The 13,756-nt window shown below is 41.1% G+C and carries 13 protein-coding genes; 6 read left to right on the forward strand and 7 right to left on the reverse strand.

Annotation, left to right across the window (positions count from 1 at the left end):
* Window positions 1-87: 87 nt before the first annotated feature.
* Together polX and MVE01_RS06025 are read right to left on the reverse strand one after the other, a co-directional pair.
* The gene (gene polX / locus MVE01_RS06020; protein WP_472561271.1) at window positions 88-1,806 is read right to left on the reverse strand and encodes a DNA polymerase/3'-5' exonuclease PolX; all 1,719 of its coding nucleotides are present in this window, start codon (window positions 1,804-1,806) and stop codon (window positions 88-90) included.
* Window positions 1,807-1,812: 6 nt separating this feature from the next.
* Window positions 1,813-2,988, reverse strand: a complete 1,176-nt coding sequence (locus tag MVE01_RS06025) for a hypothetical protein (RefSeq protein ID WP_472561272.1) — start codon at window positions 2,986-2,988, stop codon at window positions 1,813-1,815.
* A 356-nt stretch (window positions 2,989-3,344) separates the two neighbouring features.
* On the opposite strand from MVE01_RS06025, the gene MVE01_RS06030 reads away from it, so the two are divergent.
* Window positions 3,345-4,823 (forward strand): DEAD/DEAH box helicase, encoded by a 1,479-nt coding sequence (locus tag MVE01_RS06030; RefSeq protein WP_472561273.1) that lies wholly within the window; start codon window positions 3,345-3,347, stop codon window positions 4,821-4,823.
* Here the strand turns inward: MVE01_RS06030 and MVE01_RS06035 are convergent.
* Window positions 4,820-5,053, reverse strand: coding sequence for a GIY-YIG nuclease family protein (locus MVE01_RS06035; protein ID WP_472561274.1), 234 nt, complete (start codon window positions 5,051-5,053; stop codon window positions 4,820-4,822). The two genes, MVE01_RS06030 and MVE01_RS06035, sit on opposite strands and share 4 nt — an antisense overlap.
* A gap of 53 nt (window positions 5,054-5,106) precedes the next feature.
* Window positions 5,107-5,490, reverse strand: a complete 384-nt coding sequence (locus MVE01_RS06040) for a hypothetical protein (protein ID WP_472561275.1) — start codon at window positions 5,488-5,490, stop codon at window positions 5,107-5,109.
* Between the two features lie 193 nt (window positions 5,491-5,683).
* Between MVE01_RS06040 and metG the strand changes: the two genes are divergently transcribed.
* Window positions 5,684-7,663, forward strand: a complete 1,980-nt coding sequence (gene metG / locus MVE01_RS06045) for a methionine--tRNA ligase (RefSeq protein WP_472561276.1) — start codon at window positions 5,684-5,686, stop codon at window positions 7,661-7,663.
* Complete coding sequence (locus tag MVE01_RS06050; protein ID WP_472561277.1) at window positions 7,612-8,643, forward strand: hypothetical protein; 1,032 nt, start codon at window positions 7,612-7,614, stop codon at window positions 8,641-8,643. Before metG ends, MVE01_RS06050 begins: the two co-directional genes overlap by 52 nt.
* Before the next feature lie 46 nt (window positions 8,644-8,689).
* On the opposite strand, the gene MVE01_RS06055 is transcribed toward MVE01_RS06050, so the two are convergent.
* Window positions 8,690-9,343 (reverse strand): class I SAM-dependent methyltransferase, encoded by a 654-nt coding sequence (locus MVE01_RS06055; protein ID WP_472561278.1) that lies wholly within the window; start codon window positions 9,341-9,343, stop codon window positions 8,690-8,692.
* Window positions 9,344-9,430: 87 nt separating this feature from the next.
* On the opposite strand from MVE01_RS06055, the gene MVE01_RS06060 reads away from it, so the two are divergent.
* On the forward strand, window positions 9,431-10,528 hold the full coding sequence (locus tag MVE01_RS06060) for a TRAP transporter substrate-binding protein (protein WP_472561279.1): 1,098 nt from the start codon (window positions 9,431-9,433) through the stop codon (window positions 10,526-10,528).
* Window positions 10,529-10,532: 4 nt separating this feature from the next.
* On the forward strand, window positions 10,533-10,904 hold the full coding sequence (locus tag MVE01_RS06065) for a YbbD-related protein (protein ID WP_472561280.1): 372 nt from the start codon (window positions 10,533-10,535) through the stop codon (window positions 10,902-10,904).
* On the opposite strand, the gene MVE01_RS06070 is transcribed toward MVE01_RS06065, so the two are convergent.
* Both MVE01_RS06070 and MVE01_RS06075 read right to left on the reverse strand, forming a co-directional pair.
* Window positions 10,893-11,897, reverse strand: coding sequence for an AAA family ATPase (locus MVE01_RS06070; protein ID WP_472561281.1), 1,005 nt, complete (start codon window positions 11,895-11,897; stop codon window positions 10,893-10,895). The two genes, MVE01_RS06065 and MVE01_RS06070, sit on opposite strands and share 12 nt — an antisense overlap.
* A complete protein-coding gene (locus MVE01_RS06075; RefSeq protein WP_472561282.1) occupies window positions 11,894-13,282 on the reverse strand; it encodes a hypothetical protein in 1,389 nt (462 codons plus the stop codon). Before MVE01_RS06075 ends, MVE01_RS06070 begins: the two co-directional genes overlap by 4 nt.
* A gap of 241 nt (window positions 13,283-13,523) precedes the next feature.
* Here MVE01_RS06075 and MVE01_RS06080 point away from each other — a divergent pair.
* A partial coding sequence (locus tag MVE01_RS06080) for a hypothetical protein (RefSeq protein WP_472561283.1) occupies window positions 13,524-13,756 on the forward strand: 233 nt, incomplete at its 3' end.

Raw genomic sequence — 13,756 nt, forward strand, 5'->3', positions numbered from 1 at the left:
CATTCTATTACCTTTGTATTACCTTTGTATTAGTTACTGTTTGTTAAGAGTTAAGGGGAAATTCCCATCCCTCATAATTATCCGTTTTTATCTTCCAAGCACTTTCCTCAATTTCCCCAAAGACAGCGTATTGATCACATCTTCTTTCTCCAGCCATCCCCGTCTGGCTTGATAGACACCGTATTTCATATAGTGCAGAGAAGCTGCATTGTGTGCATCGGTCGATATGCTGAAACGTACACCTGCCTCTTTTGCTCTTTTGGCATAGATATCATTCAGATCAAGCCGTTTGGGCTGTGCGTTGATCTCCAGAAAGCACCCTCTCTCTTTCACACCTTCAAACAGTTGTTTCATATTGACCTTATAGGGTGCTCTTTCACCTATAAGCCTTCCCGTGGGATGCGCAAGAATGTTGAAACAGGGATTGTCCATGGCTTTGAGTATGCGTTTGGTCTGCATCTTTTGAGACAGGTTGAACTTGTCATGTACGGCACCTACCACCAGATCGAGCTCTTTAAGCACAGTGTTTGGCAGAGCCAAAGTACCATCTTCGAGAATATCTACTTCAATACTTTTAAGGATCGTAATACCTTTTAGTGTCTCATTGATCCTGTCTATCTCTTCCATTTGCTCTCTCAGTCTCTTTTCATCCATACCATGAACAATGGAGAGGTGTTTTGAATGATCTGTGATCGCGATATAACTGTGACCTATGGCTTTAGCAGCTTCTGCCATCTCAACAATGCTGTTTCTTCCGTCACTGTAGTGGGTGTGCATATGCAGATCACCTTTCATATCTTCAAGTGTGATCAGTTCAGGAAGTCTGCCTTCTCTGGCGGCTCTGTGTTCTCCCCTGCTCTCACGAAGTTCCGGCTCGATATAGCGAAGCCCTACCGTCTCATACATCTCCTCTTCTGTCGCTCCGGCTATTTTTTCATCACTTTTGAAAATACCGTATTCATTGACCTTCAATCCCATATCTCTTGCCATGATCCTTATGGCAATATTGTGCGATTTTGAGCCTGTAAAATAGTGTAAAGCAGCACCATAGCTCTCTTTGGCTACACATCTGAGATCGACCTGCATACTGTTTGCAAGGATCACAGTCGATCTTGTATCTCCTTTTGAAAGTACCTCTTTGATATCGGGGTATTGCACAAAATAGTCTATGAGGAGTGCAGGATGAGCGGATGTAGCAAGAATATCGAGATCACCCACCGTCTCTTTTCTTCGCCTGAAACTTCCTGCAACGATGACCTGCAAAGTCTCTTTGAAGTTTTTCAAATACGCTGTAAGCGCCTCCGCATAGGGTTCTGCAACAGAATACATGAAACGTATCCCCTCCTTTTTTGCCAGAAGCGTGCCTTTGAGTATCTTCTTTTCCAGTTTTTCACTGAAGCCTTTGAGTGCGCTTATCTGATGTTTTTCAGCAGCCTTTTTCAGCCCCTCAAGTGAAGATATATTTAATTCACGGTAAAGCACTTTGGCTCTTTTGGGACCGATCCCCTCCACTTTGAGAAGATCAAGAAGATGGGGAGAAAAAGTATGTTTAAGGTACTCAAGTTTGGCAAGCTTGCCAGTTTTGATGATCTCCTCGATCTTCAGAGCAATATGCTCACCAATGGTAGGGATCTGGGAGATATCCGCACCATCTTCCAGCATTTTTCTCAGGTCCGTACCCAGATTTTCTATGGTACGTGTAGCATTTCTGTAGGCTCTGGTCTTAAAGGGGTTCTCTCCCTTGATCTCTAAAAGATCAGCCAACTGATCAAAGATAGAAGCGATCTCTACATTGGATATGACCATCTTGTATTACCTTTCATTCTTTCTCTTTCCTAAAGTCAAATATCCATCCGTATCCAGACTGGTAGCCAGCATGACACTGTTAATCTCAATATGCTCGATCCAAGTACTGCTTTTTTGATTTTCATTTTCCAGCCAAAAATCTTCGATCAACTCACTTAAAAGCAGATATTTCTCAAGCTCTTCCAGTTGTGAGAGCAAAAAAGTATCATTGATAAAAGCATCTACATGTTTCTTAAGTAGTGAATGCATCTTCTTTACTCCGTGCAGGCCGATACTTAAACCAAGTTCACGAAATGCCAGCCTGTACTCTGCCGGGTACTTCAATGTGTCCGCACGAAGAAAGAGTGTTATGCCCTTTGAAGCATGTTTTAGGAGTTTGGAAAGCAGTTCGGAAAGTTCTTTTTTTTGTTCAAAGATGATCAATTGGGTTAAAAAAGCAGAATCACTCAAAAGTCCGCCGATCCCAAGCGGGTCATCCGTATCCCAATTGATGGATTGTGCCATTTGCGACAAGCCTGTTATCTCAATATCCAGTGAATTCTTATCATATTCTGAAGATGTACTGCTAAGTTCAAGATAGGTAATATAGCCATCCAGAGGATCATGCTGTCCCATCGACGAGACTAAAGGATAGCTAAGGTCAATACTCATTTTCCAAACCATACGTCTGGCTCCGGCAGGTGTTGCATAAGTAAATCTTTCATACGCTGTTTTGGCAAGTTCTATCGCCAAGCGACCGTACTTAGGGTCATCCGTGATGTCACCTACCCGATTCAAAGCATGCATCCATTTGGTCAGATAGTGGAAATACTGTCCATCCTGTTCCCACTCCAAACGTTCATCCTGAGGCTCATTCTTTTTCCGCTCATTTCGCTTTTTACCTATGCGCAGTCCTCCGATCGTAGGATGCAGCTCACCTTCTATATCACTCAAACCGCTGATCCATCCGGTACGGATATCATCCTGGCGGTGTTTCCCCAGTATATGGTGAACCTGGTCAACAAGCAGCAGCGCTTCTTCTTTATACTTTTCTTTACCTGTTCTCTTATAAAGTTCAAGATAATTACACACAGCAAAAGCATCTGTCCATAAATAGCGTACAGGAGAACAATTTTCTTTCTCTAAGCAGGTACGCTTGGAAAAATCACTCATTATTTTCTCGATCATAGCTATCTTTTTCATACTACACTCCTTAGGGGTGCTATTTATTATGATACACCTTTATTGCTTTTTATTTCCTATTTGCAGTAAAATAGAATAATAATAGCAGTCTACTTTTTATCATTTTAAGAAAATTTCATACAACCTCTATCTTTTTATCTTTATTCCTGCTATAATTTCGCACTTTTCTGCAAGAGAGTATCAAACTCCTTATTTGAGATACATAGCTATCTCCTCTATTTTCCACGACATTGACGTGTGACACAGTTTGGTATCAGCTGCATAAAACAGGGTTTTAAACCTCTTAATACCATTAGATGAACACCTAATACACAAGATGAATACAACGCCGACTATTTTAACACAAAGAACTACCTATGAAATTTACAGATTTTAACTTAAAACCAGAAATACAAGCTGCCGTTGATGAGGCAGGCTTTAAAGAACCAAGCCCCGTACAAAAAGATGCCATCCCCCTTGTTTTGGAAGGACATGACCTCATTGCACAGGCACAGACAGGTACAGGAAAGACAGCAGCATTCGGTCTGCCAATCATGAGTATGATGAAAGGTGACGGTTCTGTTGAAGGACTTGTCATTGTTCCTACACGTGAACTTGCCATGCAGGTAAGTGATGAACTTTTCCGTTTCGGTAAGAGTGCAGGACTTAAAACTGCCACAGTTTACGGCGGTACTGCATATGGTAAACAGATAGAGCGTATCAAACAGGCTTCCATTGTTGTAGCAACTCCTGGTCGTCTTCAAGACTTGCTTCAGAGCGGAAAGATCAAGATCAATCCTCACTTCATTGTCCTCGATGAAGCTGATGAGATGCTTGATATGGGATTTTTGGATGAGATCAAGAATATCTTTACCTTCCTTCCAAAAGAGCGCCAGACACTGATGTTCTCTGCTACCATGCCCAATGCCATCAGGAAATTGGCAGAGCAGATCCTTAAAAATCCTAAAACGGTTTCTATTACCAAATCAGAAACGACCAATACAAATATCACCCAGTTTTACTATGTGGTGCAGGAACGCGAACGTGATGACGCACTCGTAAGACTGATCGACTATAAAAATCCACAAAAATGTATCATTTTCTGTCGTATGAAAAAAGAGGTGGACAGACTTGTCGCCCACATGACGGCACAAGGGTTTAAAGTTTCAGGTCTTCACGGAGACATGGAGCAGAAACAAAGAGAAGTAACCATCAGAGCATTTAAACAAGGCGGCATAGATATTTTCATCGCTACCGATGTTGCTGCCCGGGGACTTGATGTCAACGATGTCACCCATGTATTCAACTACCATATTCCTTTTGACTCTGAATCTTATGTGCACCGTATCGGTCGTACAGGTCGTGGCGGGAAAAGCGGTGAAGCGATCACGTTGGTAAGCCCCAATGAGCTTAGAACCATCAAACGCATCGAAAAAGATGTAGGTACCAAGATGACCACACAGGTGATCCCTACACGTATGGAAGTACAGAACAACCGTAACGATGCACTTATTACCAAGATCGCCGAAACACAGATTACCGACAAAGCCATAGAACTTGTCAAAACACTGCAGCATGATCTTGACATTGTGACCATTGCCCACCTGTTGGCTTCTATGGTTCAAAATGAAATTTCAGTTAAAGGAAAAGATAATATCGGTCTTGGTCTTGAAGAGATAGAACTGCTTATAGAACGTGCCATGCAAAACCGTGGTGGCGGTGGAGGCGGTCGTAACCGTGGACGTGGTAATTACCGTGGCGGAAACAGACGTAGAAACAGCAATAGCGGAGGAGAGCGTAATGGAAGACACGGTCGCAACGGACGTAACAGCCGTAACGGTGGTGGACGCAGCTAAGGCTTGATCATCAGCTTTAGTTTTTCTGCCCTGCTCATCTTTTTCTTAATCTCATATTCTCGTTTTGAGGCAGAACTTCTATCGGGGTATGTTTCACAGTAAACCAGTTTGACGGGTCTTCTGACCCGTGTATATTTGGCACCTTTCTCAGAGCTGTTGTGTTCTTCAATACGACGTTCCAACTCTGTAGCAATACCCGTATAAAGTGTCTCATCAGCACACTGCACCATATAGACGTAGTAAATAATTTATCCTTAACTTAATAAGCTAACCCAAAAAGGGATTATTCTTTCTCCAGATCGTACATCTTAAAATAGTCACGTGTCGTTGCTTGAGTGATGAACAACTTATCTGAATACTTTGTGAATTTTGCATAACATTTCATGGTTTTTAATCCATGGAAAGTATAGGAGTAAAGTGTCACTGTTGACTGCTTTAAACCTATTTTTTCATAATCAGATATCTTAATATAGTACTCACCCATCATTCTGAGAATTTTGTAATAGCTTTCATTTTTGAAAGTATAACATTTTTCATGAAGGAATCGACCTTTTCTACACTCTTCTTTCTTTTGACGTAAGAGTCTGTTTTCATTCAGTTGATTCCATATTCTTTGTTTCTCAGATAAAAGATTTTTTTCATCTACTTTTAAATTTAGGGTTCCCATATTCAGCTCCTATGTTATTTCAACGATATAACCAAATTTATCAAAAGAGTATTACCTGAATGTTACCACTTGTCATTGGAAATTTCCATATTTTAAAAATAACCTATGTTCCAGAAAAATTTAGCTAGAATATCTTTTATAAATTTACTCTTCACAGTAAATCCAAAACTCATTTGTTTAAGGAAACCCCAATATGTCAAACTCATGCAAAAAAGCTTACATCACAACACCGATCTATTATGTAAATGATATCGCCCACATCGGCCATGCCTATACAACGATTATTGCAGATACCATTGCACGATATTCACGAATGTCAGGGCTGGATACATTCTTTCTTACCGGAACCGATGAACATGGTCAGAAAATAGAGGAATCAGCAAAGATAAGAGGCAAAAGTGCCCAGGAGTATGCAGATGAGATCTCTGCAACTTTTAAAGACCTTTGGGATGACTTCGGTATCTCTTACGATAAATTCATCAGAACAACCGATGCGGAACATATCATAGGGGTACAAAAAGCCTTTGGTGTCATGTATGATAATGGGGATATATACAAAGATGTCTACAAAGGTCACTACTGTATCTCCTGTGAGACTTTTTTCCCTGTATCACAGCTTGTAGATGATGAGTTCTGTCCTGAGTGTGGGAAAAGCACAACGATTGTAGAAGAAGAGAGCTACTTTTTCAGGCTTTCTGCCTATGAGGACAAACTTCTTGCATGGTACAACGAAAACCCAAACTGTATTTTGCCAAAAAACAAAAGAAATGAAGTGATCCGTTTTGTTGAAGGCGGTCTGGAAGATCTTTCCATTACACGTACAAGTTTTGACTGGGGTGTCAAACTTCCGGAAAATCTGGGTGATCCAAAACATGTCATGTATGTATGGCTTGATGCATTGATGAACTATGTTACTGCTCTTGGTTACGGTACAGATGAAGCAAACATGGATTTCTGGCCGGCACGTGTACACCTCATAGGAAAAGATATCTTACGTTTTCATGCCATCTACTGGCCTGCATTCCTTATGAGCCTTGATCTGCCGATGCCCAAGCATATTGCGGCACACGGCTGGTGGACACGTGACGGTGAGAAGATGAGTAAATCCAAAGGAAACGTGGTCAACCCAAGAGAAGTAGCCGATGCTTACGGACTGGATAACTTCCGTTATTTTATGCTGCGTGAAGTACCCTTTGGAGGAGACGGTGATTTTTCCCAAAAAGCACTCATTGACCGTATCAATTCTGACCTTGGAAATGACCTTGGCAACCTGCTTAACCGTCTTATCGGTATGAGTGGTAAATATTTTGAAGGTAAAGTTGATTCTTCGAATGCGGCAAAGTATTATCAGGCAGAACTTGACGAGGTACAAGCTTCACTGGACAAACTCGAACCGCTTCTGTTTGATATGCAGATCCACAAGTACCTTGAAGAGCTTTGGAGACCACTTACTGTAGCAAATAAAGCCATAGACAAATACCAGCCCTGGACACTTATGAAAGAAGGCAAAGAGGAAGAAGCCATGGCACTTAACGGACTCATAGCTGCTATATTGGCAAAGGTATCCGTCATGCTCTACCCTGTGATGCCTGAGATCTGTACAAAAATTTCCGAAGCACTTGCTTTCACCATAGACAATGCAAGCTGGAATGCACTCATTAAAGAAAAAAAACTTCTTGATACCTTTACTATAGAGAAGATCCCACCTCTTTTCCCTCGTATTGAAGAGCCTCTGCTTGAACAGGCAGAACCAGAAGATACGAACCTTTCAACAGGCTCAGTGAAAAGTGATAAAGATACAAAGGCAACAGTAGCTGAACCTGCCAAAAGCAAGGAAGAAGGGATCGCCCTTATCGGCATAGACCAGTTCTTCCAGACTTCTCTTAAAGTAGGTACGGTTATAAAAGCAGAAGAGGTTCCTAAAAGCAAGAAACTTCTACTATTACAGGTAGATATAGGCGAAGCACAGCCGAGACAGATTGTGGCAGGGATCAAAGAGTGGTATTCCGCCAATGAGATGCTTGGGACTCAGGTGTGTGTTGTTGCCAACCTTAAACCGGCTAAACTTATGGGTCTTACGAGTGAGGGAATGCTCCTTGCTGCCAAAGATGAGAACGGTCTTTGTATGATCCGTCCCGAAAAGCCAAAAACAGCCGGAACACCGATCAGCTGATGAAAATAGAAGATATTTTGAACCTCACAGAGGGAACACTCACAAATACACCTAAAGTACAGGCCATAGAAGCTGCTACAGTCTACCCTTCCAAAGTAGATCATGGTGACCTCTTCTTCTCTTCTAATCAGGAAGAGATAGACAAAGCACTGCAAAATGGTGCCTATGCCATTGTCTATGACGATGAAAATATTGTCAAAAAAGATGATGAGATCGCATGGATCAAGGTAAGCGATATTCAACTTGCCGCCTTTAAACTCATCCGTTATATCATTATTAAAAAAGAGGCAAGTTTCTACTTGCTCTCTGAGCATGAAATGACCTTTTTAAAAATGATACTCACACATAAGACCAATATCGCTTTTATAGCCGATGACTGGCGCAAAGCATTTGAGCAGATACTTAATTCTAATGATGCTCTTTTTGTAGGGACAGACAAATCACTTTTGGAACTCATCAAACCTGATGTTCCAAAACTAAACAGAGAAGTAGACGGTTACGCAGTCTCAGATACACTTTTTAGAACAACCTTTAAAGTAGATGGATTTGTTTATCAGGAAAAAGAGTTGATTCCTTTTCATTTGGAATATCTGCTTAGAGTCGTTGATTTTTGTAATAAAGAAGATCTTCCTTATGATCTTGACCGTATCAAATACACAAAACATTTTATGCCGGTATTTATTGACCTAAAACTCAAAAGTACCCGACCAAGCAATTCTGACAGGGTTGCCATCTTTACAGATAACCTTTTAGACATTACCAAAGCAAGAGAATATGTGATGCGAAGTAATATGTGGGTAAAAAGTATTGTCCTTACACCACCCAAGACCAAAGTACCCGGTATTGACCACCCACATTGGTTTGAGAGTGAGGAGCAAGTAAGGGAAATACTTAAAAGTATTCACTTTAACTATGCATTTATCTATAATGCAGACAGAAGTATTTTAAATACGATACAGGAAGAGTATAGTCTCTTCTAGCTTCGATAGGCTCACAGCTACCGCTTTAGCTTCGACAGACTCAGAGCTACTGCCTAAGTTCCTGATCACGTTGAAAGACTACCATATTTTTCCCATTATCCCCTACAAAATCACACTTATACATTTCAGCTAATATTTTAAAGGTTTGTGGTCTGAAAAAGACGATGTGTGTCGGATCCTGATGGTAATACCACTTTTTAAAAACCTCTGCATTATTAGGATGAAACTGTGTCTGAAGTGCAAGATAGCCACCAGGAACAAGTCTTGACAGAAGTCCTTCGAATACTATTTTTGGATCATGCAGATGTTCAAAAACCTCTGTTGAAACAATAAGTTCATATTTTTTACTATTATTTGATATATCAGGATGGTACAGAGGATCATAAACATTACATTCTACTCCATTTTCCTTCAGCATCATTGCCAAAAGTTTACTTCTTCCACAGCCGAAATCCAAGGCTGTTTTTGGTCTGCCGACCAAAGGCAGCACAAAATCCAGAAAACGTTGGAAGTAAGCTCTGTAACCTTCATTTTCTTCACTGTTTTCATGCAGATCATAACGCTCTTTTTGTACCTCTATGCTTTGATAGTACTCTGAAGATTTGAAGATGTACTCACAACCTTTGCAATGGTAGTAGATAATACCTGTTTTTTCATGGAGAAATGAGTCTGTAGATCTATTGCAGATATGGCACTTCAATACGATACTCCTTTAGGGCACTTCTAATAAGTGTTATGTTACTATTTAACTCATTAATATTTGGCGTTTGAAGGAATAAGATACACTATGAAAAGAAGAGATTTCATTACCACTACGGCACTAGGTGCCTCTGCATTGGCATTTGGCGGATGTCACAGAGCTGAAGATAAAACAGAAGCCAACTCGTTCAACATTAACAGAGGGAAAAAAGTCACCCTTAAACTGGCCACCTCTTGGCCCGCCCATTTTCCCATTATGGGAACAGGGGTCGATACATTTGCCAAACGCTGTAGTGAGCTTAGCGGTGGTACACTGGAGATCAAAATATTTGCCAAGAATATCCTTGTGCCTGCCCTGCAGGTCTTTGATGCAGCTAGTGCTGCCCAGATAGATGCTTTTCACTCAGGAGTTTACTACTGGAAAGGTAAAAACAGTGCCTTTAGTATTTTTGGCGGTATGCCCTTGGGGCTTACAAGCGAAGAGATGATCACATGGTTCAAGTTTGCCGGAGGGTATGACCTTTGGCGTGAAATGTATGGAAAATACAATCTCTACCCTCTTATAGGCGGTACAACCGGTCCACAAATGGGTGGATGGTTCAAAAAAGAGATCAACTCTTTAGCTGATCTTAAGGGACTGAAGATGCGTATCCCCGGTCTGGGTGGAGAGGTGATGAAAAAACTGGGTGCCAACCCTGTTCTGCTTCCTGCCGGAGAGATCTACACCGCATTGGAACGCGGTACTATTGATGCTACCGAATGGGTAGGTCCTGCACTTGACAGTATGATGGGCTTTGCCAAAGCAGCCCCATACTACTATGAAGGCTGGCATGAACCGGGTTCCATTTTAGAGCTCACCTTCAACAAAGCACGCTGGGAGAGACTCAGCTCTGAACATCAAGCCATTATCACAGCAGCCAGTGAGGAGATGACTTCCAATATGCTTCAGGAGTTTCGTTACAAAAATGCTGTGGCACTGCAAAAACTTCCTAAAACGGTACAGATCAAAACATTTCCTGATGAAATGATGCGTGCTGCAAAAAAAGCACTTGCAGAGATATTGGCAGATGAAAGTGCCAAAAGCAGTGATTTCAAACGTGTACTGGAGAGCTATGAAGCATTTGTCAAACTCAACCAACCCTGGGATGACATCGCAAGAAAACATATTTTAGAAATACGAGGATAACACAATGAAATATTTTATAATAGCTATGCTTGCCGTAGCTGCTCTGGTCTACTTTCTTTTCTCTGCCTTTTTTACGGATATACAGATCAATAAATATGACAATATTCAAGCGGTTCAAGAGCAAAAAGCTATTCAAAAAGGCTGGATTCCCGCTATTTTGCCTGAATCTGCTTATGAGATAGCCGAAACTCATGATATTGACAAGAATGAACTTTTCGGGAGTTTCAGATACAAAGAGAAAGATGAAGCCTCTTTTCTAAAATACCTTCAGGCTGTCGGTGATGAAAAAAAGACCATGTACTGGAAAGACTTTCTCTTTAGAGTAGACAAAAAGAAAAATTTTGTGAAATACAGAAACAGAACACTAACGCAATAAATAGGCAAACTTTCTTACCCACTCTCCCCATGCGGCAGAGCCTTCCACCTCGATGTTGTTCTGCTGCATATCTTTGACCAGCATAATGGCAAACTCTCCGGGAAGTTGTAGCGAAAAGTACAGTACATTTTCAACTGCTTCTTCACTTGCATTCTCCAAAAGAGCATTGACCAACCCGATAGCAAGTGCCATCATCACTTTACTGTCATCTTCTTCGACTATTGTGAGTGTACCGTTCAGTATACTGTTTAAATCAGGAATCTCTTTCATTACTTTTTTAAAGCTGATGTAGCCTACCGCTGCTTCACGCCCCACCGCCCCGCTGATACTGTCTAAAAGCAAGTCATCATCAATACCAGACTTAATGATACTGTCCACATACTCCCATGACCTTGGGGTAGCAAAAGATTTTTCATTGGAGGTAGCATCAAAGGTAAAAAGCATCGATTTGTCATAAGCCAGATAGGCAATAATACTGCTCTGCAACCCTGCATGAAATGCCCAGACTTTCCAGTCTGCAAAATCCACCTCCATCTCAAAATGCACAAAACGGTTGGCAAGCGGCGGTGGCATTTTGTAGACCACCCCTCTGTCATTTTCACGGTTACCTGCAGCCACTATACTCCACCCCGCAGGCAGTTCATACTCCCCTACTTTACGGTCAAGTATGAGTTGATAGGCTGAAGCCTGCACGGCTGGGGGTGCAGTATTTATCTCATCTAGGAACAAGATGCCTTTAGAGTCTGGCTCTGAAGGCAAAAAGCTAGGCTTTGCCCACACACCCTCGTTTGTTTCTGCATTAAAAAACGGGATACCTTTTAGGTCAGTCGGATCAAGCAGAGACAAACGCAAGTCCAAGAACTCCAACTCCTGCTCTTTTGCGATCTGCTTTACAATAGAGGACTTTCCAATACCGGGTGCTCCCCAAATAAATACAGGAAGTTTTTGTACAATGAGCCTATTTACAACTTTGGTTATGTCTGATGCTTTCATAAGAGTCCTAGTTTTTGTGTAATGCTTTCTACAAATGTTTTGTTAGTAGTGAGTTCATTGCGTAAGCGAGTATCTATCTTTAAAATATTGAGTATTTCCAACGGTACAGAAGCGTTTGATGCTATGCCTTTGGTAATTTCAAATTCATCTCTTTCATAGAGTGCTGTCAATATCTCTACAGGTGTAGCTGTATTGTAAGCCAGTCCAATGAGAATATCTTTTACATCACTATAATTTTCATAAAGTTCTCTCAGCAATGCTACAGGTGTCGCACTGTTTATCGCCAGGTATTGATAGGTCTCTTCGATATTTCGTCTATAGATACGCTCTAGACTTTTTGCATCCAAGGTATCATTTCCTGCCATATTTACCAGCAGTGCACTGTTTTTGGATTGTAACAGTCTCTCTACTACCTCTTGATCTATAGTCCTGTTGTCACCAAGAGAGCCAAACAATGTTTCATCTATGCACCTCTTTTCTATCTGTGCATACCTCTGTATAGTGATGGGTTGGTACCAGAGTAACAGCTGTATAACTGTATCACTTTTATACAACAAAGAGCTAAAGAGTACTTCGTCTAACTGCGGATTGGAAGCCAAAGACTGATTAATCTCCTCTTCGTCTCTTTGTGCATACTTTTGCAGTACGCTTAAAGGTGTAGTGCTGTTGGCAGCTAGATACCTGTCTACCCCTGCATCTCTTAGACGCATCAAACGCTCTCTGGTCTCTTTGTCAACATGGGGATTGGTTGCAATGGACTCTCTTAGGGTGATTTTCTGTTTGCCTTTTTGCAAAAAGGTAATGTTGGGAAATTTTATAAGTACTTCCAGCAGTCTTGGGTCTGTAGCTTCTCGTGCTAAGCGTTTGAGTGTAAGTGAGGAGTAGAGCAGGTCCTCCTCATTGGGCTTGATCTTAATGTACCTTCGCAAAGTATACATAATGACATCCCTGTCCTCTCTATTGTCCTCATCCTCTTCATGCCATGCGTACATCCCCAAAAGTTTTACAAAAAGTGAATCACTTATATGGGTATTGCCCAAAAGTCTGAAGATACGCTCCTGATCATTCCCAAGCTTTACACCCATAAGCAGTTCGTCATCATTGATACTCTCAGAGAGAAGCTTTTCAAAATCAAGAAGTTTAAAAAGAGGGATACCGTCATCATACGCTGCACAGGAGATATCTTCTTCCACAGGATTTAAGGTATGATGCTCTACTACCCCTACAACACCCTCTTCGTAGTCGGCTGTCATCGCTATATCATACTTTTTTAAAAAACGTGCAATCTCTTTGACTGTAAAGATACCTTCACGCCCAAGAAAAAGTATTTTCTTGCCTTGTGATGATTCTAGTAATTCGGGGAATGTCAATTTTTCTGTAATCATGCTTTAGTATAGCATAGAGGATTTTAAATCGGAGTTAATCAGTCTTATTTATTCCTCTATATACTGCCCACTATCAATAAATACAAAACTTTCTGTGATGCAATATTTCTAAAAGGGAAGACGGTTCTTTTTAAAAAAACTGCAAATATATTGAAAAGTTTTGGATGTTACATACTGGCACCTCTAAAAACCTTAAAAAACTTTAGCTAAAATAGTCCTTATTATATTCTAAGGAAAAAGTATGCAAATTGTCGGTCAGGTCATCAAGGGTACGGTTGTTGTTGTCGATATTTATGGGAAAGAGCAAACTTTAGGTAAAGGGCAAACTATTGTTCTGGGAGATACCATTAAAGCCAAGAGTGAAGATGCCTATGTTCTCTTCGATACCAATCCTGATCCTGTACTCATCTCAAAATCTGATGCTATAGAAGTAGATGAAGATTTCCTGGACTACCTTGCAGCTCAAGCCAAAAA

Source organism: Sulfurovum sp., from assembly GCA_026990595.1.
Classification (GTDB): Bacteria; Campylobacterota; Campylobacteria; order Campylobacterales; family Sulfurovaceae; genus Sulfurovum.